At 70.0% G+C, this 21,117-nt stretch carries 19 protein-coding genes, 2 tRNA genes and 1 riboswitch; of the genes, 12 read left to right on the plus strand and 9 right to left on the minus strand.

The window, feature by feature from the left end; translation table 11 throughout:
- Window positions 1-57: 57 nt before the first annotated feature.
- Both ABZX61_RS16195 and ABZX61_RS16200 read right to left on the minus strand, forming a co-directional pair.
- Window positions 58-2,229, minus strand: coding sequence for an N-acetylmuramoyl-L-alanine amidase (locus ABZX61_RS16195; protein ID WP_355195100.1), 2,172 nt, complete (start codon window positions 2,227-2,229; stop codon window positions 58-60).
- 64 nt (window positions 2,230-2,293) lie between these two features.
- Window positions 2,294-2,902, minus strand: a complete 609-nt coding sequence (locus ABZX61_RS16200; protein WP_355195102.1) for a TetR/AcrR family transcriptional regulator — start codon at window positions 2,900-2,902, stop codon at window positions 2,294-2,296.
- 56 nt (window positions 2,903-2,958) lie between these two features.
- Here ABZX61_RS16200 and ABZX61_RS16205 point away from each other — a divergent pair, with 56 nt between their 5' ends.
- The 11 genes from ABZX61_RS16205 (at window position 2,959) to ABZX61_RS16255 (ending at window position 13,623) form a co-directional block, all read left to right on the plus strand.
- Entirely contained in the window at window positions 2,959-3,783 is an 825-nt protein-coding gene (locus tag ABZX61_RS16205) for an ABC transporter ATP-binding protein (protein WP_355195104.1), read from the plus strand.
- Entirely contained in the window at window positions 3,773-4,519 is a 747-nt protein-coding gene (locus tag ABZX61_RS16210; RefSeq protein WP_355195106.1) for an ABC transporter permease, read from the plus strand. Before ABZX61_RS16205 ends, ABZX61_RS16210 begins: the two co-directional genes overlap by 11 nt.
- 68 nt (window positions 4,520-4,587) lie before the next feature.
- Window positions 4,588-4,875 carry a hypothetical protein gene (locus ABZX61_RS16215; RefSeq protein WP_350722054.1) on the plus strand — a complete coding sequence of 96 codons (288 nt, stop codon included), beginning with the start codon at window positions 4,588-4,590 and terminating at the stop codon, window positions 4,873-4,875.
- A gap of 13 nt (window positions 4,876-4,888) precedes the next feature.
- The gene (glmS, locus tag ABZX61_RS16220; protein WP_350722052.1) at window positions 4,889-6,709 is read left to right on the plus strand and encodes a glutamine--fructose-6-phosphate transaminase (isomerizing); all 1,821 of its coding nucleotides are present in this window, start codon (window positions 4,889-4,891) and stop codon (window positions 6,707-6,709) included.
- Window positions 6,710-6,767: 58 nt separating this feature from the next.
- Complete coding sequence (locus tag ABZX61_RS16225) at window positions 6,768-7,538, plus strand: SAM-dependent methyltransferase (RefSeq protein ID WP_355195109.1); 771 nt, start codon at window positions 6,768-6,770, stop codon at window positions 7,536-7,538.
- A gap of 76 nt (window positions 7,539-7,614) precedes the next feature.
- Window positions 7,615-8,562, plus strand: coding sequence for a tripartite tricarboxylate transporter substrate-binding protein (locus ABZX61_RS16230; RefSeq protein ID WP_355195111.1), 948 nt, complete (start codon window positions 7,615-7,617; stop codon window positions 8,560-8,562).
- Window positions 8,563-8,566: 4 nt separating this feature from the next.
- Window positions 8,567-8,762: riboswitch (cobalamin riboswitch) on the plus strand.
- 124 nt (window positions 8,763-8,886) lie between these two features.
- Window positions 8,887-11,076 carry a ribonucleoside-diphosphate reductase subunit alpha gene (locus tag ABZX61_RS16235; protein WP_355195113.1) on the plus strand — a complete coding sequence of 730 codons (2,190 nt, stop codon included), beginning with the start codon at window positions 8,887-8,889 and terminating at the stop codon, window positions 11,074-11,076.
- 10 nt (window positions 11,077-11,086) lie between these two features.
- Entirely contained in the window at window positions 11,087-12,082 is a 996-nt protein-coding gene (locus ABZX61_RS16240) for a ribonucleotide-diphosphate reductase subunit beta (RefSeq protein WP_355195115.1), read from the plus strand.
- A 56-nt stretch (window positions 12,083-12,138) separates the two neighbouring features.
- Window positions 12,139-13,155, plus strand: coding sequence for a mechanosensitive ion channel domain-containing protein (locus ABZX61_RS16245; protein ID WP_355195117.1), 1,017 nt, complete (start codon window positions 12,139-12,141; stop codon window positions 13,153-13,155).
- 169 nt (window positions 13,156-13,324) lie between these two features.
- Window positions 13,325-13,400, plus strand: a tRNA-Pro gene (locus ABZX61_RS16250).
- Window positions 13,401-13,535: 135 nt separating this feature from the next.
- Window positions 13,536-13,623 (plus strand) — tRNA-Leu (locus ABZX61_RS16255).
- A gap of 268 nt (window positions 13,624-13,891) precedes the next feature.
- Here ABZX61_RS16255 and ABZX61_RS16260 read toward each other — a convergent pair.
- On the minus strand, window positions 13,892-14,059 hold the full coding sequence (locus tag ABZX61_RS16260; protein WP_355195119.1) for a hypothetical protein: 168 nt from the start codon (window positions 14,057-14,059) through the stop codon (window positions 13,892-13,894).
- A 77-nt stretch (window positions 14,060-14,136) separates the two neighbouring features.
- On the opposite strand from ABZX61_RS16260, the gene ABZX61_RS16265 reads away from it, so the two are divergent.
- Complete coding sequence (locus ABZX61_RS16265; RefSeq protein ID WP_355195194.1) at window positions 14,137-14,406, plus strand: ATP-binding protein; 270 nt, start codon at window positions 14,137-14,139, stop codon at window positions 14,404-14,406.
- Between the two features lie 215 nt (window positions 14,407-14,621).
- On the opposite strand, the gene ABZX61_RS16270 is transcribed toward ABZX61_RS16265, so the two are convergent.
- The 6 genes from ABZX61_RS16270 to ABZX61_RS16295 form a co-directional block, all read right to left on the minus strand.
- Window positions 14,622-15,833: a hypothetical protein gene (locus tag ABZX61_RS16270; RefSeq protein WP_355195121.1), complete on the minus strand. Its 1,212-nt coding sequence runs from the start codon at window positions 15,831-15,833 to the stop codon at window positions 14,622-14,624.
- A gap of 98 nt (window positions 15,834-15,931) precedes the next feature.
- Window positions 15,932-16,933, minus strand: a complete 1,002-nt coding sequence (locus ABZX61_RS16275; RefSeq protein WP_355195123.1) for a LacI family DNA-binding transcriptional regulator — start codon at window positions 16,931-16,933, stop codon at window positions 15,932-15,934.
- An 82-nt stretch (window positions 16,934-17,015) separates the two neighbouring features.
- Complete coding sequence (locus ABZX61_RS16280; protein ID WP_350722032.1) at window positions 17,016-17,978, minus strand: aldo/keto reductase family protein; 963 nt, start codon at window positions 17,976-17,978, stop codon at window positions 17,016-17,018.
- A complete protein-coding gene (locus ABZX61_RS16285) occupies window positions 17,975-18,967 on the minus strand; it encodes a LacI family DNA-binding transcriptional regulator (protein WP_350722030.1) in 993 nt (330 codons plus the stop codon). Before ABZX61_RS16285 ends, ABZX61_RS16280 begins: the two co-directional genes overlap by 4 nt.
- The gene (locus ABZX61_RS16290) at window positions 18,964-20,298 is read right to left on the minus strand and encodes a GH1 family beta-glucosidase (protein ID WP_355195125.1); all 1,335 of its coding nucleotides are present in this window, start codon (window positions 20,296-20,298) and stop codon (window positions 18,964-18,966) included. Before ABZX61_RS16290 ends, ABZX61_RS16285 begins: the two co-directional genes overlap by 4 nt.
- The gene (locus ABZX61_RS16295) at window positions 20,295-21,116 is read right to left on the minus strand and encodes a carbohydrate ABC transporter permease (RefSeq protein ID WP_355195127.1); all 822 of its coding nucleotides are present in this window, start codon (window positions 21,114-21,116) and stop codon (window positions 20,295-20,297) included. Before ABZX61_RS16295 ends, ABZX61_RS16290 begins: the two co-directional genes overlap by 4 nt.
- Window position 21,117: the final 1 nt, after the last annotated feature.

Consider the following 21,117-nt stretch of genomic DNA (forward strand, 5'->3'; position numbering starts at 1 on the left):
AAACCATATCGTCTTCCTGGAGTGCCCGTGCGCACTGAGTGGCCCGCGGGGTGAAATTCAGCTGATCAGGCGCACGTCCTTGGCCATGACGAACATCACCCGGTGACCGAGCTGGATCTGGTAGTAGCGGGTTTGTCCGGTTGTGGTGACGTGTTTGGCCGGGCTGAAGGCGCCCGCGGCGTAGTAGGAGCCGGTGATCGTGTCGCCCACCGTGTACGTCTGGCCGGGGCCGATCTTGTACTGGAGCGGGGCCAGCGGCTGGTACGACGCCAGCTTGTAGGCGGACTGCTCGGGGAACGCGCGGCCGTACACCCTGGTCCTCGGCCTGAGAGGAGTCACCAGCGGGCCCCTGGCGGGGACGGCGGTGGGGTCGGAGGGCGGGTTGTGGAACCAGGCCTTCTGGCCGAGGTACCAGATGGCCGTCCAGTCGTCCTGCCGGTCCGCCACCGCGAAGCGCTGGCCGGTGGAGGCGCGGGCGCTGTGGTCGTACACGCTGTACGTGCTGGGCTTGCCCGGATGCTTGCCCGGGTCGTTGACCAGAGGGGACGACTCGCGCGGCTCCTGGTGCAGCCAGACCGTGGCGGCGCCGTGCTCCGGGCACGCCTTGTCCGGCTTGACGGCGACGCAGCCGGTGAAGCGGGGCCGGTTGGTGTCGTACGAGGGGCGGATCATGATGGAGTTACCGCTCTGCACCCCCTTGAGCGGCTTGCCCAGCAGGTCGAAGTAGTGGGACCAGTCCCAGTACGGTCCGGGGTCCTCGTGCATGCCCGCGACCATCTTCGGGGTGGTGCCGGGGACGTTGTCGTGGCCGAGGATGTGGGCCCGGTTGAGCGGGATGCGGTACTTGCCGGTCAGGTATCTGACCAGCTTGGCCGACGAACGGTACATCGCCTCCGTGTACCAGGTGCCCTTGGCCAGGTAGCCCTCGTGCTCGATCCCTATCGAACGGGTGTTGACGTCCCAGTTGCCCGCGTGCCAGGCGATGTCGTTGGTCGCCACGTGCTGGGCGACATGTCCGTCACGGGAGCGGATCGTGTAGTGCCAGCTCACGTACCTCGGGTTGCGGATCAAGGACGGGATGCCCTGGTAGGAGCCCTCCGTGTCGTGAATGACGATGTAGTCGACGGAACGGGACCGGCTCAGGCGGTCGTGGTTGCCGTAGTCCCGGTTCTTCTTCCTGCCGAAGCGCTCGTGGGCGGCGGGTATCCATTCGCAGGAGAGTGAGCTGGGGCACTCCACCTGCCCGCCGCTTCCGGTCTTCTCCACATTTCCGGGCTCTGTCCAGTTCCCGTCCGGGTCGGTCTGATCGTCCGTCCCGGCTTCCTCCCCGAAGAAGGTGTCGTACTGGTCGTCGTACGGGGGCGGTGGGTCGTTGCCGGTCTGCTCGTTGACCACGGGCGGCGCGGCGGCGGAGTCCTTGGCGGTTGCGGGGACCTTGGCGGTGGCGGCGACGGGGTGGGGGAGGTTGGGCACGGGTACGAGGCGTACCAGGTGGCCGTCGTCGGTACGCCGCCGCGCCCCCTCCCGCATCACCGAGAACACCTCGTCGGCGAACTCACGTGCCGCGGCCGCGTCCTCCGCGCCCGAGTAGCGGGCGACGGCCGCGTACCAGTCGGCCGGGTTGCCGCTCGGGCGGTCCTGGTACGAGGCCAGGAGGGCGGCGCCGCCCCTGATGTTGGCGGCCGGATCGGAGCGCAGCCGGGCGAGGTCCGCGCCGATGAGGCGCCCGGCCTCGGGCAGCGTGGCGGGCGGCAGCGCCGCGCTCAGCGCCGAGGCGGGCGGGGCTTCGGCGAACGTACGGGGCAGCGGGCGGGAGTCGTCCCCCCGGGCGTCGCCCAGCGCGTCACCGATCGGCCACGCGTGCCCACCCCCGGTCGATGGGGCGGCAGCGCTCAAGGGGCTGAGTGTGTCGGCGGGGAACGCGTCCACCAGGTGCATCGGCCCGTAGCCGCCCGCCGTGCTCGGCGACCCGCCGTTCGCGTCCCAGCGGGACTCCAGGTACGAGACGCCGAGCAGCACGCTCTCCGGCACCCCGAACTCCCGGGCGGCCGCGGCGAACTCGGCCTGCCGCCCGGAAGGGTTCGTGGGAGGGAGGGCGCCGGTCCGGTGTCCGGGCGGGCCCCACGAGAAGAGGCCGGGCGGGTGACCTGGGGCAGAGCCGGATGCGGGCATGTCCGCGGGCGCGGTGAACGTGCCGGCGGTCAGGGCGGCGGCGAGCCAGAGGCGCATGACATCTCCCCCAGGAAGGTCACGATACGACTACTCACCGTAACCTTTCCCAGAAAGGGATGGGTCAGACGGGTCGGATGATACGCATGAGATCCGCCAGATCGGCTGCGAACTCGGCATCCCAGTCATCGGGCGTCAGATGCCTGGCCAATCGGCGGTGGGCGGGCGCGTCGGCACCGCGGCTGAGCCTGATCTCCCGGGAGGCGTCGGAGAAGCGCCCGCTCACCTCGGAGAGCGCGAACCCCATCACGAACGTGCTCACCAGCCGCTCGATCCGGGGGACGTCGGCCTCCGGCACGCCCGCGTCGAGCAGCGCCTGGTAGAGCTGGTCGACCACCTGGACCCCGTCGGGCGTCGCCGAGGTGCGCAGCAGCAGGAGCGGGAAGACCGACGGGTGCTCGCGGGCCAGTCGCCGGGTGGCCCAGGCGACCGCGCCCAGGCGCTCCTGCCAGGTCTGCCCGGGATCGCCGGGCGCGAGCCGGTCGAGCAGGCGGCCGACGAGGCCGTCGAGCAGCTCATCCTTGTTCCGGAAATATCCGTACAAGGCCATGGGTGTTACCCCGACCCGCTCGGCGACGGCCCGCATGGACAGGGCTTCGAGGCCGCGCTCGTCGGCGATGGCGAGGGCCGCGTCGAGGATTTCCGGCTGCCGGGAGGTCTTGAGCTTCCGCACCACGTCAGTCTACAGTGTAGAGCAGTCTACATCGTAGACTGAGGGAAGGGGGGCGCATGGGTGGGTTGGTGGAGGCGGCCGGGCTGGTCAAGCGGTACGGCGACGTCGCCGCGCTGGACGGCTTCGACCTGCGGGTGGAGCCGGGCGAGATCGTCGGGCTGGTCGGCCACAACGGCGCGGGCAAGACGACGTTCTTCGAGATCGCCGCGGGGTTGGCACGCCCGGACGCCGGGCGTGTCGTGGTGCGGGGCGAGGTGGGGATGGCGCCCCAGCAGCTCGCCCTCTACCCCAGCGTCACCGTACGGGAGACGTTGCGGCTGTTCGGCGGGCTGGCCGGGCTGCGGCGGCGCGCCCTGGCCGGGGCCGTCGAAGCCGTGGCGGAGGAGCTGGCGCTGACCGGGGTGCTCGACCGGCGGGTGAGCGTGCTCTCCGGCGGCCAGCAGCGCCGCGCGCAGGCGGCCACCGCCCTCCTGCCGGACCCGGACGTGCTCCTGCTCGACGAGCCCACGGCGGGTGCCGACCCCGAGACCCGCGGCGCCCTCCTGGCAGCGGTGCGCCGCAGGGCGGACGGCGGCGCGGCGGTCGTCTACTGCACGCACTACCTCCCCGAGCTCACCGAGCTGAAGGCCACGATCGCCGTCGCGCGGAGCGGGCGGGTGATCGCCAGGGGCACGGGCGCCGAGCTGCTCAAGGGGCTGCCGGGTGAGGTCCGGGTCACCCTGGACGACGACGAGATCACGGTCTCGACCACCGACCCCACCGCCACCCTGGCCGACCTGCTGCGCGACCTCGACCGCCCGGTGCGCGGCGTCGACATCCGCCAGCCGTCGCTCGACGACCTCTACAAGGATCTTCGCAAGGAGCCCGCGGATGCCGCGTGAGACGTTGCACCGCATCGCCGTCCTGACCGCGCACAACGTGCTCCTGCGCCGGCGCGACCCGGCTCACCTGGTCAGCTACCTGGTCATGCCCATGGTCCTCATGCTCGTCTTCAAGTCGATGCTGCGCGAGCCCGCCCAGATCGTGACGGGACTGCTGGTCATGTTCTCGGTGCTGTCGATGGCCGACGTGGCCACGGCCGGCCTCGCCGAACGCGCCTGGCACACCTGGGACCGCCTCAGGACCACCAGGGCCCGCGTCCCGGAGATCATGATCGGCAAGGCCCTGCCGGTGTTCGCCGTGCTGGTCCTGCAGCAGGTCGTGCTGCTCGCGTACGGGATGATCGCGGTGGGGCTGCGGCCGGCCGGGACGGCGTGGCCGCCGGCCCTGGGCCTGGCCGTGGCGGCGTGGTGCTTCGCGCTGCTCGGCGTCGGCACGGCCCTGGCCGGGGTGGTGCGCAGCCAGGGGGAGCTGAGCACGCTCTGCAACATCGCCGCGCTGTCGGTCAGCGCGCTGGGCGGTGCGCTGGTGCCGTACGCGATGATGCCCGCCTGGGCGCAGGCCATCGCGCCGATCTCGCCCGGATATTGGGCGACCACCATGCTCCAGGCCGCCGTCAGGGGTGACGTCGCGGGCACGGTCCGTCCCGCGGCCGTCCTCGTCGGGCTCGGTCTCGTCGCCGGAGCCTTCGCCTGGTGGCGCTTCGGCAAGGGCTGGGGCCGCGGCAGCCTGCTCTAGACAGGCGTTCGAGTTAATTCCTGCCCGATTTCGGGCAGGATGTTGAAGTGTCTCGTTCCAGATGCGTAATGTCCTCGTCTGTGTCCCCGGCACGACATCCCTACGAAGACCTCATCGTCCACCTCACCGAGACGAGCCCGCTGGGCCCGGGTGAGGCGGCGAAGGTGATCGCCGACGTGCTGTCGTACTTCTCCGAGTCCGTCGAGGAGTACGTCCGCCGCCGGCACGCCGAGCTGAAAACGGTCGGCCACACCAACGACGAGATCTTCCCCAGGATCGCCGCCGAATTACGCGGTCGGCGGGTCGCGGCACCGGAGCTGTCCCTGCGGCAGCTGCGCAGGATCGTCTACGGATGAAGAGGAGACCTCGATGTGCGGAATCGTGGCCTATGTCGGCCCACGGGACGCGGCGCCCATCCTGCTGGAGGGCCTGCAGCGTCTGGAGTACCGGGGGTACGACTCGGCCGGGGTCGTGGTGTCCAACCGGGGGCTCAAGCTACGCAAGGTCAAGGGCCGCGTGGCGGACCTGGCCAAGGTCGTGCCGGCCAGGTTCAAGGGCACCCTGGGCATCGGGCACACCCGCTGGGCCACGCACGGCGTGCCGAGTGACGAGAACGCCCATCCCCACCTTTCCTCCGACGAGCGCATCGCGGTCGTGCACAACGGCATCATCGAGAACGCCGGCGAGCTGCGCGCGAAGCTGGAGGCCGACGGCGTGGTGTTCGCCTCCGAGACGGACACCGAGGTGCTCGCGCACCTGATCGCGCGCGCCGCCGACGAGAACGACTCCCTGGAGGAGGCGGTCAGGAAGACGCTCAAGAGCATCGTCGGCACGTACGGCATCGCGGTCATCGACCGCGAACGCCCCGGCGAGGTGGTCGTGGCGCGCAACGGCAGCCCGATCGTGCTGGGCATCGGCGAGAAGGAGATGTTCGCCGCGTCCGACGTGGCCGCGCTCGTCCGCTACACGCGCCAGGTCGTGCACCTGGAGGACGGCGAGCTGGCCGTGCTCAAGGCCGACGGCTTCCACACCTTCGCCAGCGACGCCCGCGAGACCGCCAAGGAGCCGCTGACCGTCGACTGGGACGCCGGCCACTACGACACCGGCGGCTACGAGCACTACCTGCTCAAGGAGATCTCCGAGCAGCCCGAGACGATCACCCGTACGATGAGCGGCCGGCTCGACGAGCGCTTCCACGTGGCCCACCTGGGCGGGCTCAACATGGACGCCCGCGAGACGCGGGGCTTCCGCCGGGTGAAGATCATCGGCTGCGGGTCCGCGTACTACTCGGGACAGATCGGGGCGCAGCTCATCGAGGAGCTGGCCCGCATCCCGTCCGACGCCGAGCCCGCCAGCGAGTTCCGCTACCGCAACCCGGTCGTCGACCCCGACACGCTCTACGTCGCCATCAGCCAGTCGGGCGAGACGTACGACACGCTCGCCGCGGTGCAGGAGCTCAAGCGCAAGGGCGGCCGCGTCATCGGCATCGTCAACGCGGTCGGCAGCGCCATCGCCCGCGAGGTGGACGGCGGCATCTACCTGCACGCGGGTCCCGAGGTCTCGGTGGCCTCGACCAAGGCGTTCACCTCGACGTCGCTGGCGTTCGCGCTGCTCGCGCTGCACCTGGGCCGGGTGCGCGACCTGTCGCCCGCCGACGGGCGGCGCATCGTCGACGGCCTGCGCAGGCTGCCGGGGCAGATCGAGGAGATCCTCACCCAGAGCGACAAGATCGCCGAGCTGGCGCAGAAGTACGCCAAGCACCCGAGCATGATGTTCGTGGGCCGCGTGCGCGGCTACCCGGTGGCCAGGGAAGGCGCGCAGAAGCTCAAGGAGATCTCGTACGTGCACGCCGAGGCGTACCCGGCCAGCGAGCTCAAGCACGGGCCGCTCGCGCTGATCGGCCCCGACATGCCGACGGTCGCCATCGTCCCCGACGACGAGCTGCTCGACAAGAACCTCACCACGCTGGGCGAGATCCGCGCGCGCGGCGGGCAGGTGCTCATGGTCGGTCACCGCGAGCCCGACGTCAAGCTGGCCGACGACGTGATCGTGATCCCCAAGAACGAGATCGAGCTGGACCCGATCCTGCTCACGATCCCGCTTCAGCTGCTCGCGTACTATGCCGCGGTGGCGCTCGGCCGGGATGTGGACAAGCCTCGCAATCTCGCCAAGAGCGTCACGGTTGAATAAACAGGCTAATTTGGCCTCAAACCTCGTTATCTTGCTGCGGACGACATAAATTCGATACGTGCGGCAGTTCGACGCTGAGAGGCCCAATCTCGCACGCATGTACGATTACATGCTCGGCGGGAAGGACAACTTCGCGGTCGACCGCCAGGCCATCGAGCAGCTCGCCGAGCTGATCCCGGAGGCGGTCCCGCTGGCCCGCGCAAACCGGGCCTTCCTCCAGCGTGCCGTGCGCTACGTGGCCGCCGCCGGGGTACGGCAGTTCCTCGACCTCGGCAGCGGGCTGCCGACCCAGGGCAGCGCGCACGAGGTGGCGCCCGAGGCCCGGGTCGTCTACGTCGATCGCGATCCGGTCGTCGCAGCACATGCCACGGCCCTGCTCGGACACTCGGGCAGGGCCGCGCTCGTCGAGGCGGACCTCCTGGATCCCGACGCGGTGCTGGCGGGGGCAGGCGGGTTCCTGGACCTGCGCCGGCCGGTCGGGGTGCTGCTCGTGTCGATCCTGCACTTCCTGCCGGATTCGGCGCGGCCGCAGCAGGTTCTGGCGGCCCTGCGCGAGCGGCTGGCGCCGGGCAGCTACCTGGTGATCAGCCACGCCACCTCGATGGGCCGCCTGGAGGACGGGCAGCGCTACCGGGGCGCCTCCTCGGACGATCCGAGCGGCGGCACCGACCGCACGCCCGCCGAGATCCGCGCCTTCTTCGGCGACTTCCCGCTGGAGCCGCCGGGCCTGGTACAGGCCGTCGACTGGCGTCCCGACCGGCCCAAGCTGGTGGGGGACTGGTCGCTGCCGTCGTCCCTGATGGCCGGGGTCGGCAAAAAGCCACTATGAGAGATATGTGTATCTCTGCGTATTGTGTCGATAACTTAGAGTGAGCGATGACTCGCGATGCTCGGGGGAGAGGCACATGCGCCGTCGGCGGTTCTTCGCATGGGGGCTGGGCCTGGCCGCGTGCGCGGCCGGCTGCGGGACGGAGCGCTTCACCGGGAGCGCGGCGGGCCTGCGCGCCCGATACTCGATCGGCCCTCAGGGGCGCCGCTGGGAGCGCGTCGGGCAGGCGTTCGCCGGCGCGGCCCGGACGGCCGGATACGAGACCGGCGCGGGCACCAGGATCATGGTGAGCGGGCTGCCCGCGCTGGCCGCCGCCGAGCTGAACAACGGCCAGACCCTCCTCGACACCGCGACCCCCCTGTGCAGGCTCACCGGCGAGGTCGAGGTCGTGGTCGTGCCCGTCCACTCGCCGTTCGGGGACTTCGAGGCGTTCGGCGCCCACCTGCTCGCCAGTCCGGGCCAGACGCAGCTGGCGGGCGGGCCCCAGGGGGAGCCCGACCACCTGCTGTTCGGCCTGATCGCCAGGGGGCTCGGCGCCGACACCCGCCAGCTCGACTACACCGGCTACCCCAGCAGCCAGGAGGCCGTCACCGCGCTGCTGTCCGGCAAGGCCGCGGCGGCCGTGGGCCCGCTGGCCGACTGGCGCGCGAGCATCAAGGCCGGCCAGGTCAAGGCGCTCGCGGTGTCCTCGGCCAGGCAGGTGCCCGGTCTCGACGCGCCGACGCTGCTGGAGTCCGGCGTACGGGTCGACTTCGTGGACTGGGCGGCGGCCTTCGGGCCCGAGCGCATGACGGACGAGAGCCGCGAATCGGCCATCCGCATGTGCGAGGACGTGACCGGCACGGCCGACTGGGAGGCGGCCTGCCGGTCCGCGGGCTGGATCTCGATCCCGCTCAGCGGCGCCGACTTCAAGCAGTGGCTGGGCTCCGAGGTCGAGCGCACCCGCGCCGTCCTGCGGGATCTCGGTCTGCTCGGCACCACCAAGGCCACAACATGCTGGGGTAGTTGCGGGAACGGCCACTAGATGTAGGATCCTGGTCGTCGCTGGTTCGCCTCTCCGGAGGCGGAGCAAAAGGGAACCCGGTGTGATTCCGGGGCTGCCCCGCAGCGGTGAGCGGGAACGACCGCCGTCAGGTGCACTGGAGTGATCTGGGAAGCGACGGCCAGTAGGAGCGATGCGCGCGCCCGCGAGCCCGAAGACCTGCCAGCGGTGTGCCCGGGCCGCCCGCCCGGCACGAAGTGACCATGGCCTCGCGGGAGGGCCGGGGAGCGAAACGGCCGGGGGATGATCCGTGCCGCCGTGCTCTCGCGCGCCCTCACGGGGGACGAGCTCGCGAGGAGAGAGCACGTGACGCAGATCATCGAGGTCGATCGCCGCCTGGCCATCGAGGAGGCCGCCGCCCGGGTCATCACCGACCCGGCCAACTCCCGGGTCGCCGCCCGGCTCCTGGCCGAGGAGATCGCCGACGAGGCCGCCGCGCACGGGGTGCGGACGTTCTCCGAGTCCATCGCCGCCACCCACGCGGCCGGGCTGATCCAGGACGGGCTGGCGGAGTTCGTCGCCGCGCACGCCGCCGAGCTGGACGCGCTGGTCTCCGTGGAGGCGGACGACCGGTTCGAGTATTTCGGGTTGCGCACCGTCTATGACCGTTACCTGCTGCGCCACCCCGAGACGCGGGCGGTGCTGGAGCGCCCGCAGCACTTCTTCCTCCGCGTGGCCTGCGGGCTGTCGGAGTCGGTGGCGGAGGCCGCCGAGCTCTACGCGCTCATGTCCACGCTGTCGTACCTGCCCAGCTCGCCCACGCTGTTCAACTCGGGCGCGCGCCGCCCGCAGCTGTCGTCGTGCTTCCTGCTCGACTCGCCGCGCGACGAGCTGGAGGCGATCTACGACCGGTACGGGCAGGTGGCGCGGCTGTCGAAGTACGCCGGAGGCATCGGCATCGCCTGGACCCGGGTGCGCTCGCGCGGCTCCCTGATCCGGGGCACCAACGGCCACTCCAACGGCATCGTCCCGTGGCTGCGCACGCTCGACTCGTCCGTCGCGGCCGTCAACCAGGGAGGGCGGCGCAAGGGCGCGGCCTGCGTCTACCTGGAGACCTGGCACGCCGACATCGAGGAGTTCCTGGAGCTGCGCGACAACACCGGCGAGGACGCCCGCCGCACCCACAACCTGAACCTGGCGAACTGGGTGCCCGACGAGTTCATGCGCCGGGTGGAGGCGGACGAGGTCTGGTCGCTGTTCGACCCGAAGGAGGTGCCCGACCTCACCGACCTGTACGGTGACGCGTTCACGCGGGCGTACCGCGCGTACGAGGCCGCCGGGCGACATGTCCGGCAGATCCCGGCCAGGACCCTGTACGGCCGGATGATGCGCACGCTCGCCCAGACCGGGAACGGCTGGATGACCTTCAAGGACGCCGCCAACCGCACCTCCAACCAGACCGGCCGCCCCGGGAACGTCATCCACCTGTCGAACCTGTGCACCGAGATCCTGGAGGTCACCAGCGACGCCGAGACCGCGGTCTGCAACCTCGGCTCGATCAACCTGGCCGCCCACCTCCTGGCCGGTGACCTGGCCGGTGACCTGGCCGGTGACCTGGACTGGGACCGGCTGCGCGGCACCGTGCGAACGGCCGTGCGCTTCCTGGACCGGACCATCGACCTGGGCTTCTACCCGACGCCCGAGGCCGAGGCGGCGAACAAGCGCTGGCGGCCCATCGGGCTCGGCGTCATGGGCCTGGCCGACGTGTTCTTCACGCTGCGGCTGCCGTTCGACTCGCCCGAGGCGCTGGAGCTGTCCACCAGGATCGCCGAGGAGATCGCGCTGGCCGCGTACGACACCTCGGCCGACCTGGCGGCCGAGCGCGGCCGGCACCCGTCGTACGCCGAGACGCGGGCGGCCGGGGGAGTGCTGCACCCGGACCACTACGTCACGAGCACGCGGCGCTGGGACGCCGTGCGGGAGAAGGTCGCCCGCACCGGCCTGCGCAACTCGCTCATGATCGCCATCGCGCCCACCGCCACGATCGCCTCCATCGCCGGCTGCTACGAGTGCATCGAGCCGCAGGTGTCCAACGTGTTCAAGCGCGAGACGCTGTCGGGCGAGTTCCTGCAGGTCAACCGGTATCTGGTGGCCGATCTGCAGGCGCGCGGGCTGTGGACGCAGCAGCTGCGGGACGACCTCAAGAGGGCCGACGGCTCGGTCCAGACGGTCCCCGGCATCCCCGACGACCTCAAGGTGCTCTACCGCACCGCCTGGGAGCTGCCGCAGAAGGCGCTGATCGACCTGGCCGCCGCGCGCCAGCCGTACATCGACCAGTCCCAGTCCCTGAACCTCTTCATGGCCAGCCCGACGATCGGCAAGCTCTCGTCGATGTACGCCTACGCCTGGAAGCGGGGCCTGAAGACCACGTACTACCTGCGCTCCCGGCCCGCCACCCGCATCTCCCAGACCACCGTCCAGTCGGCACCGGCGGCCTCTGCAGAAGCGATCGCCTGCTCCCTTGAGAACCCCGAGACCTGCGAAGCCTGCCAGTAAGGAGACTGTTGTGCTGCTCGACCCAGGTATGGACCTCACGCTGCGGCCCATGCGCTACCCGGACTTCTACGAGCGCTACCGCGCGGCCATTCGCAACACGTGGACCGTCGAGGAGGTGGACCTCCACACCGACCTCGCCGACCTGGCCAGGATGACGCCGCAGGAGCGGCACCTGATCAACCGGCTGGTCGCGTTCTTCGCCACCGGCGACTCCATCGTGGCCAACAACCTCGTGCTCAACCTCTACCAGCACGTCAACGCCCCTGAGGCGCGCCTTTATCTCAGCAGGCAGCTGTTCGAGGAGGCCGTGCACGTCCAGTTCTATCTGACACTGCTGGACACGTACCTGCCGGATCCCGCCGAAAGGGTGAAGGCCTTCGCCGCGATCGACCACATCCCCTCGATCCGCGACAAGGCGGAATTCTGCTTCAAGTGGATCGACTCGATCAACGAGCTGCAGCGCCTTGAGACGCGGGACGACCGCCGGCGCTTCCTGCTCAACCTCATCTGCTTCGCCGCCTGCATCGAGGGCCTGTTCTTCTACGGGGCCTTCGCGTACGTCTACTGGTTCCGCTCCCGGGGCCTGCTCGGCGGCCTGGCCACCGGGACGAACTGGGTCTTCCGCGACGAGTCCATGCACATGGAGTTCGCCTTCAGCGTGGTGGAGACCGTGCGGGCCGAGGAGCCCGACCTTTTCGACGATGACCTGGGCAAACAGGTTACTCTCATGGTGGAGGAGGCCGTGGCCGCCGAGCTGGCCTTCGCCGAGGACCTCTGCGGGGACGGCATGCCCGGCATGGGGGTCGCACAGATGCGCCAATACCTGGAATACGTCGCCGACCAGCGGCTGGCCAGGCTGGGCCTGCCCACGAGGTACGGCTCGGCCAACCCCTTCGCGTTCATGGAGCTGCAGGACGTGCAGGAGCTGGCCAACTTCTTCGAACGGCGTGTCTCTGCGTATCAAGTGGCAGTTGAGGGCAATGTGACCTTTGACGAGACTTTCTAGACATTGGGGGCATAGGCGTGCAGTCTCCAGCAGGCTGGCCGATTCTCGTAATCTCGGTGATCGGCTCGATCCTCCTGGTTGAGCTGGTCCGGAGGGTGCTGAACAGGGCCGGACGCAAATGGGCGTTCCCCCGGCACCTGGTGGAGCACTGCACGTGGTCCGCCTTCACCGTGGCGGTCGTGGCGGCCTTCAACCTGGCATTCGCGCCGGACATGTTCGGCACGAGCGCGGACGCGAAGGCCGTCGCCGCGAGCGTCAACCGGGTGCTCGGCCTGGCCACCATCGCCGCCGTCACCTGGCTGATCGTGCAGGCCACGTACGCGCTGACGGACGTGGTGCTCGACCGGTTGGTGCTGGTCGAAGGGGAGCGCAACCGCCGGGCGCGGCGGATCATGACGCAGATCGGGCTGGTCCGCCGCATCGCCGCCGCGGTCATCATCGTGATCGCGATCGGCGCGATGCTCTTCTCGTTCCCGCAGGTCCGCGCGCTCGGCGCGGGCATCCTGGCCTCGGCGGGCATCGCCGGCGCCATCGTCGGCATCGCCGCCCAGCCCACCATCGGCAACGCCCTCGCCGGCCTCCAACTGGCCTTCAGCGACGCGCTCCGGCTCGACGACGTGGTCGTCGTGGAGAACGAATGGGGCCGGATCGAGGAGCTGACGCTCACCTACGTCGTCGTGCGCCTGTGGGACGAGCGCCGCCTGGTCCTGCCGGTGTCGTACTTCACCCAGAACCCGTTCGAGAACTGGACCCGGCACGGCAGCCGCGTCCTCGCCGTCGTGTTCCTGCGCGTGGACTGGTCGGTGCCGGTGCCCAAACTCCGGGAGGCGCTGTACGAGTTCCTGCAGGGCAACCCGCTGTGGGACCAGAAGGACTGGACGCTCCAGGTCACCGACGTGCTGCCGAACGGCCTGGTGGAACTGCGCGCCCTGATGAGCGCCGCGGACTCGCCGTCCTCGTGGGACCTCAAGTGCGACGTACGCGAGTTCCTGGTCAACCACGTCAGGGACAACTACCCCGAGTCCCTGCCCCACTTCCGCGTGGAGACCCCGGAATCGCGCGCGCAGAAATAAATGTGTGGCACCGCCGCCGATCATTCCTTTACCGTGGACATTGTCCAGCCGCACGAAAGAAAGGCAGCGAAATGAGCTACCCCCGACTGTGGCAAGGGCTTTCCGGATAACCGAGCCGATTATCGGAAAGCCGTCTCGGAGTGCACCGGGGCGGCTTATTTGTTGACGACCGAGTGTGGGGCAGTTTGGTCAGCCCGCCTGCCTTGGGAGCAGGAGAACCGCAGGTTCGAATCCTGCCACTCGGACAGCGGCCCTGAAAGAAGAGGGCCGCGGGCCACGGCCTGACCGGCGGGATTGGCGCCCCCCGGCCGGACCCGGCCCCCGCCCCGGGCCGGCCCACGCCAGCCAAGCCCGGGGCCCAACCGGCAAGGCCGGTTCAAGCGCTTGTGGCGGAACTTCGGTAGACGCGCTGGACCCAGGATCCAGTGCTCCGCAAGGAGCGTGGGGGTTCGACTCCCCCCGAGCGCACGCACGACCCAGGAGGCGGGGATTCAGGGTTTGAATCCCTGGGGGACACACAAAGGGGTTTGTCCGCTGAGGGGGCGCCGGGAACCGACGGGACGCACAGCGATCCCTCCGTCAGCGAGCCCAGTGGCGATCGAGACCTGCGGATCATGGGTCAGCCTTTCGTCAAGGGAAGGAGAATCGCCGCCGGCAACCGGGGCGTGCATCGATGGTCAGGCCGGGGTTCCGCTGCCCTTGCAGCCTTTGTCGATCCGGCCCGTCTCGAAGTACTTCACAGCACCAGTGACCCGCCGTCCCGCTTCAGCGTGGGCTGCTGCACGGGCAGCGGCCATCCCTGGCACATGGCACCTCCCAGTCCCCAGGACCGGGAGGTCGCCGGATGGCGCTTGACGAGCTGCTGGTAGGCGCGCCAGGCGGTGATCGGCAGCCTGGTCGACAACGCAATCCGCTAGAACCAGACGGGCGGGCACCTGAGCGTCGACACCGGCGCGGCAGGCGGACGCGCCGTTTCTGCGGATCTCCAACACCGGCCGGAAGATCCCGCCCGGCGAGGCGCAGACGCTGCTGGAACCGTTCGTGCACGGGCAAGGTACCCGCGTCCGCACCGACGGCCTGGGGCTGGGACTGTCGATCGTCCACGCGATCACCCTCGCCCACCGAGGACGCATCGCAGTTACCGCCCGCACCGGCGGCGGCCTCGACATCACCATCGACCTCGCGCACGACTCGCACGACGGCAGAACGGTCGGCACGATGACGCAATGCGGCATCCGGCATCCACCATGAGCGGCGAAACCAAGCGGCCTGCGGCATTCGGTCGCCGCACTGACCGCTGAGCACTACACCGCAGTGATGAACCGGTGCAGCCCGCTGCCGAGGCGGTTCGGAGACAGATGGCGAGGGCCGGCCATGCCATCGTGCCCGCGGTGAGGCTCGGCGAAGGATCGTGTCCCCAGGGGATCGTGTCCTCGGGCGGCGGGGCGCCCACCGCCCGAGTCCGCTCAGCGCTCGAACACGGAGATGTCCAGCGCTTGCGGCAGATACCTCACCTCGCTGTACACGGACCGCTTCTTCCCGCCGATGCGCGTCCAGCCCATGTGGATGCCGTAGGCCGTGTTACCGCGGAACCACGGGCCGCCGCTGTCGCCGCCCTTGGTGTAGTGCTTGTCCATGGCGACCATGTCGCACAGACGGTCCACGCATATGTTGATCCGGTACACCTTCGGGCTGCCCTTGTAGCCGGTGCTCCGGCCGAAGTTGGAGACGGCCAGGCCCTGCACGGACCAGCGGGTGTCGTCGACGTACCGGGTCTTGCCGTGGTTCCAGTAGAACGTCCGCGCCGCGGTGTAACTGCCGCGGGAGTACCAGGCCATGTCACCGTGGCCGCCCTCGTGGCGACGCTGACGGGTGATGGTGTTGAAGCTGGACGTGCCGTGGTTGAGGTATTGCACCGTGGAGCTGCCGGCGCAGTGGGCGGCCGTGGCGACCCCGCGTACGCTGCCCTGTTTGACGGTGAACGCCGTGGTGCAGATCTTGTCGTCGTCGTCCAGGTATCCGCCGCCGCGGATGTACGCCTCGGGTACGAGTTCCAGCTGGTCGACGACCTTCACCTCGACCTTGACGGCGGAGTTCGCGGCCTGCACGGGCTGCAACCGAGCTCGGAAACGCTCCTTGGCCGCCGGGTCGGTGAGCGGCTCTTTCGGCTGGGTCTCGATGGTCACGACACCCGTCTCGATGTCGTACTCGCCCGCGCTGGTGGCGACGTCGGGCCGGTCGAGGATGCCGTAGTGAGTGGTCTTGAGCGTCTGCCTCAGCTCCTCCTCGGAGTAGGCGCGGCCGCCGATGACCCGCACAGGGACGGGCACGGTCCTGGTCAGGTCGGCCATTGCCGCCGGAGCCTCGCCCTTGAACGCGATCCACGCGCTTCGGCCGTCCTCGGCGATCACCGCTCCGGCGTACGTGTCCGGGTAGGAGTCCCTCGCCTGGTTGGCTGCCGCGGCGAAGTCGTCCTGCCAGCCATAGAGGGCTGTGGCTTCCTCGAGCGTGATGCCTTCCTCGGTCGCCGTCTGCCGGATGTCCTCCAGTTCGGAAACCGCGGGGTCTTCGATGGCGGTCTCCTCCTCGGGGTCCGGTGTGTCACCGTATGCGACCGCGGGGGCGGTGGAGATCGCGATGGCGGCCGCGACGGCGACCCCGAGTAACTTCCTGAGCACGTACCGGTCCTTTCAGTGCGTGGATGATTCCAGTTCGGCATGGACGTGCGGCCCGGTAAGGATGTTCGGGCGGTCGCATGCCGTGTCGCGATAGGCGTTCAAGCGGATTCGCGGATGACCAGCTCGGTGGGGAGGATGAGCGGGGTGGGCTCCTCGCCGCGGATCAGGGCGAGCAGCATGCGGGTCATCTCGCGGCCGAGGGCCTTGATGGGCTGGCGCACCGTGGTCAGGGCGGGATGGGTGTGCCGGGCGGTCACCACGTCGTCGAACCCCACGACCGCGATCTCATCGGGCACGGCCCGGCCGTGCTCCTTCAGCACGCCGAGCGCGCCCGCGGCCATCTCGTCGGAGGCGATCAGCACGGCGTCGAGATCCGGGTGCTCTTTCAGGAGGTGAGCCATGGCAGCGGCGCCGCTCGCCTCGGTGAAGTCGCCGTGCGCGACCCGCTCGTCTCCGAGTCCGGCCAGCGCGAGCGCGTCGCGGAAGCCCAGGTAGCGGGAGACGCCGACGTGCATGTCGAGCGACCCGGTGATGGTCGCGATCCGGGTGCGGCCGGTGGAGATCAGGTATTCGGCCGCCTGGCGAGCGCCGTCGCGGTTGTCGGCGTCCACGTACCAGTCGTTGGACCCGCCGAGGGAGCGTCCGCCGTAGACCACGGGGACGCCGCCCCCGGCGGCCACCTTCGCCAGGGGGTCGTTCTCCCGCAGGGCCAGCAGCATGACACCGTCGGCCCTGCGTGACTGCAGGACACGGGCCAGCCGGTTGCGGCCGCGCTCGGAGGCGGCCAGGATCAGCAGCAGCTCAAGGTCGGTTTCCTCCAGGACGGCGTTCACCCCGACGATGACCTCGGCGAAGAAGGGGTTGGTGAACAGGGCCTGGTCGTCGCTGGAGACCGCCAGCACGACCGCGCCACTGCGCTGGGTGGCCAGCGAGCGGGCGGCGACGTTGGGCACGTAGCCCAAATCCTTGATGGCTCGTTCCACGGCCTGCCGAGCGGCCCGGCTGACATGCGGGGCGTTGTTGATCACCCGGGACACCGTGCCCCTGGACACTCCCGCCCGCCTGGCCACCTCGTCCAGCGTCGGCTGCCGATCCATCATTTTTAGGAGCGCTCCCAAGTGTGTACCTGCTGGTCATGCGGAGCGTACCAGGCTTCCAGTCTGTGAGCGCTCCCAATTTCGATCAGGGCCTGGTGAGCGGGCTGAACGGCCCGTCGGCCACACGTTCCACCACGTCGTCCACGATCTGGTCGATCGTACCGAGCACGTCGTCCGCGAGGGGCACCCCGGACGCCGCCGCACTGTCGCGCACCTGCTCGGGCCGCGAGCCGCCGACGATCGCGGCCGAGACCCCGGGGCCGCGCAGCACCCAGGCGATCGCCAGTTGCGCCATGGTCAGCCCGAGGTCCGCCGCGATCGGGCGGAGCCGCTCCACCCGCGTCAGGACGTCGTCGGTGAGCAGGCGGCCCACGAACTCCCTGCGCGCCTCGGCGGGCGGCGCCTGGCCGGGGGAGTAGCGCCCGGCCAGCACACCCTGAGCCATCGGCTGGTAGACGAGCTGGCCGACACCCTCCTTGGCGCACAGCGGGAGGATCTCCGGTTCGATGACCCTGCGGAGCAGGTTGTACTGCGGCTGGTTGGACACGATCCGGTCCAGGCCCAGGTCGTCGGCGATCCGCAGCGCGTCGGCGATCTGCTCCGCCGTCCAGTCGGAGACGCCGACGTACAGGACCTTGCCGCTTCGCACCAGGTCGTCGAAGGCCCGCAGGGTCTCCTCCAGAGGGGTGGCGTAGTCGTAGCGGTGCGCCTGGTAGAGATCCACGTAGTCGGTGCCGAGGCGGCGCAGGGAGCCGTCGATCGAGCGCATGATGTGCTTGCGGGACAGTCCGCGGTCGTTGGGGCCGGTGCCGGTGGGCCAGTAGATCTTGGTGAGGATCTCCACCGAATCGCGGCGGACGCCCCGCAGCGCCTGGCCGAGCGCCTCCTCGGCGCGGGTCTCGGCATAGGCGTCGGCGGTGTCGAACGTGGTGATCCCGGCGTCGAGGGCGGCGTGCACGCAAGGTTCGACGGTGTCCTCGGTCAGCCAGTTGCCGTAGGCGATCTCGCTGACCATGAGCCCACTGCGCCCTAGATGGCGAAATTTCATGAAGTATCCCTTATCGCGAGGTGTGGGGTGAGGACGAGGACGGATCGGCTCGGCGTCCCGCCGTCGATCAGCATGAGCAGCAGGCGGACCATCTCCCGCCCCATGTCCTCGACCGGCTGATGGACCGAGGTGAGCCCGGCCTGCTCGGCGAACGGCGAGTCGTCGAAGCCCACGACGGCCACATCGGCGCGGCCTGCCTCGCGCAACACCCGCAGCGAGCCCAGGGCCATCAGGTCGGAGGCGGCGAACACCGCGTCAAGGTCGGGCCTGCGGGCCAGCAGCTCCCGCGTGGCTTCGGCGCCGCTCTGCTCGCTGAAGTCCCCGCCCGCCACGAGATCGGAACTCTCCTCGAGCCCGGAGGCGATCAGGCCGTCGCGATAGCCTCCCAGCCGGTGGACGCTGACGAGCATGTCCATGGGCCCCGTGATGGTCGCGATCCGGTGCCGCCCCCGCTCGATCAGGTGCCGTACCGCCAGGTACGCTCCGGCCTGGTTGTCCACGTCCACGACATGGGCGGCGAGAGCGGGATCGAGCGGCCTGCCACCCACCACCGCCGGGACGCCGAGCTCCCCCAGGCGGGCAGGGAGTGGATCCTCGTGATGCAGCGAGAGCAGCAGGACCCCGTCCACGTGGCCGCCCCCGAGATAGGCCTCCAAGGCCGGCCGCTCGCTGCCCGACCGGGCCATGGTGATCAGCAACTGCTTGCCGGACGTCGTGAGCTGCGCCGCGATGCCGCGTACCGCTCCCGCGAAGAACGGGTCGCTGAACACCCGCTCGGGAGACTCGGAGATGACCAGCGCGACCGTGTCGGTGCGCCGGGTGACCAGCGAACGCGCGGCCCGGTTGGGGGTGTAGCGCAACTCCTCGATGGCCTTCTGCACGGCGAGCCTGGTTTTCGAGCCCACCTTGGAGGAGCCGTTGACCACGCGGGAGACCGTGCTCCGGCCGACCCCCGCGTGTGCGGCCACCTGCTCGATCGTGGGCCTCACAGCCCACCGCGCCTGATCACCTCGGCGTACCAGCGCGCGCTGTCCTTGGGGGTACGGCGCTGCGTGGCGAAGTCGACGTGGACCAGGCCGAAGCGCTGGCAGTACCCGTGTGCCCACTCGAAGTTGTCCAGCAGGGACCAGGCGAAATAGCCGCGCAGCGGCACTCCCTGCGTGACGGCGTGATGGCAGGCGCGCAGGTGGCCGTCGAAGTAGGCGATCCGGTCGGCGTCGTGTACTTCGTCGTCGTAGGCCGCGCCGTTCTCGGTGACGTAGAGGGCGGTCACGGGGTAGTCGCGGGTGAGCCGCAGGAGCAGGTCGGACAGCCCGCTCTCGTCGATCTCCCATCCGATGGCGGTCCGCGGCCGCCCGCCGTCCACGAACCGCACCGTCTCCGATCCGACGTGCGGGGTCGGCCTGTCCGGCGGGTCGGCGGGACCGTCGCCGGAGACGATGGACGGGGTGTAGTAGTTGACGCCGAGGAAGTCCAGCGGCGCGGCGATCGTCTTGAGGTCGCCGTCACGGACGTGCCCGAAGTCGGTCACGGCGGCGAGGTCGGCGATGACGTCCGCCGGGTACGCGGCCCGGTACAGCGGGTCCAGGAAGATCCGGTTGGCCACGCCGTCGATGCGGCGCGCGGCCTCCAGGTCTTCGGCCGAACCGGTCGCGGGGCTGACCTGGGTGGGGTTCAGCGTGATGCCGACCCGCGAGCCGCTCATGGCGCTCGCGGCCAGGCCGTGACCGAGCAGCAGGTGGTGCACGGCACGGATGGCGGCGGCAGGCTCGCGCCGGCCGGGCGCGTGCTCTCCGGTGGCGTACCCGAGGTAGGCCGAGCACCAGGGCTCGTTGAGCGTGGTCCAGTGCGTCACCCTGTCGGCCAGCGCGTCGTGTACGGCGGCGGCGTAGTCGGCGAAGCGCAGGGCCGTCTCCCGCGCGGGCCAGCCGCCGGCGTCCTCCAGCGGCTGGGGCAGGTCCCAGTGGTACAGCGTCGGCCACGGCTCGATCCCGCGCCCGAGCAGCTCGTCCACGAGACGCCGGTAGAAGTCCAGGCCGCGCTGGTTGACGGCCCCGGATCCGAGCGGCTGCACCCGCGGCCAGGCCACGGAGAAGCGGTAGGCGCGCAGGCCGAGCTCGGCCATGAGGGCGACGTCGTCGGGGTAGCGGTGGTAGTGGTCGCAGGCGACGTCGCCGGTGTGGCCCTCGCGCACGTTGCCGGGCTGCGCGGAGAAGACATCCCAGATCGAGGGCTCGCGTCCGTCCTCGGCGACCGCCCCCTCGATCTGGTAGCTCGCGGTGGCGGCCCCCCAGAGAAAGCCAGGATCGAACGTGTTCACGCCTTGACGGCTCCTTCCATGATGCCGCCGATGATCTGGCGGCCGAATACGAGGAACACGGCCAGCAGCGGCAGCGTGGCGATCAGCGTTCCGGAGAACATGAGCGTGTAGTCCGTGTAGTAAGTGCTGGACAGCTGACTGAGCGAGAACTGGACGGTCGGGTTGTCGGCCTCCAGAACGGCCAGCGGCCACAGGAAGTCGTTCCAGGTGCCCATGAAGGTGAACAACCCCAGCACGGAGGCGCCCGGACGCAGGGCCGGCAGCACGACCTTCCAGAAGATGCCGAAGGTCGAGCAGCCGTCCACCCGCGCCGCCTCGACCAACTCGTCGGGGACGGCCCGCTCGGCGTACTGCCGCATCAGGAAGACGCCGAACGCCGAGACCAGGAACGGCACGATGATCGCCTGCAGCCGGTTCTGCCAGCCGAGCTCCACCATGATCATGTAGAGCGGGATGATGCCCATCTGGACCGGGATCATCATCGTGGCCAGGATGACGAGCAGCAGCGCGTTCCTGCCGCGGAAGCGCAGCTTGGCGAACGCGAAGCCGGCCAGCGAGCAGAAGAACACCACCGACACGGTCACGGTGCCGGAGGCGATCGCGGAGTTGACCATCCCCAGCAGGAAATTGGCGTCCTCGGCCGCGAAGAGCCGCGTGACGTTCTCGCCCAGGTTGCCGCCCGGGGTGAGCGGCGGCGGCCAGTCGCCGACGACGTCGTTGGCCCTGGTGGCCACGACGAACAGCCAGTAGAGCGGGAAGACCGACAGCGCGATCGCCGCCAGCAACGTCAGGTAGACCAGGGGTCCGGAGTTTCGCACG

It is taken from the genome of Nonomuraea sp. NPDC003709, from assembly GCF_040610775.1.
Classification (GTDB): domain Bacteria; phylum Actinomycetota; class Actinomycetes; order Streptosporangiales; family Streptosporangiaceae; genus Nonomuraea; species Nonomuraea angiospora_A.

What these genes read in the sequence shown, in the direction of transcription:
- ABZX61_RS16195 (WP_355195100.1), bottom strand. Translation starts at nt 2,229, where the DNA reads ATGCGCCTCTGGCTCGCCGCCGCCCTGACCGCCGGCACGTTCACCGCG.
- ABZX61_RS16205 (WP_355195104.1), top strand. Translation starts at nt 2,959, where the DNA reads ATGGGTGGGTTGGTGGAGGCGGCCGGGCTGGTCAAGCGGTACGGCGAC.
- ABZX61_RS16210 (WP_355195106.1), top strand. Translation starts at nt 3,773, where the DNA reads ATGCCGCGTGAGACGTTGCACCGCATCGCCGTCCTGACCGCGCACAAC.
- ABZX61_RS16215 (WP_350722054.1), top strand. Translation starts at nt 4,588, where the DNA reads ATGTCCTCGTCTGTGTCCCCGGCACGACATCCCTACGAAGACCTCATC.
- glmS (WP_350722052.1), top strand. Translation starts at nt 4,889, where the DNA reads ATGTGCGGAATCGTGGCCTATGTCGGCCCACGGGACGCGGCGCCCATC.
- ABZX61_RS16230 (WP_355195111.1), top strand. Translation starts at nt 7,615, where the DNA reads ATGCGCCGTCGGCGGTTCTTCGCATGGGGGCTGGGCCTGGCCGCGTGC.
- ABZX61_RS16275 (WP_355195123.1), bottom strand. Translation starts at nt 16,933, where the DNA reads ATGATGGATCGGCAGCCGACGCTGGACGAGGTGGCCAGGCGGGCGGGA.
- ABZX61_RS16280 (WP_350722032.1), bottom strand. Translation starts at nt 17,978, where the DNA reads ATGAAATTTCGCCATCTAGGGCGCAGTGGGCTCATGGTCAGCGAGATC.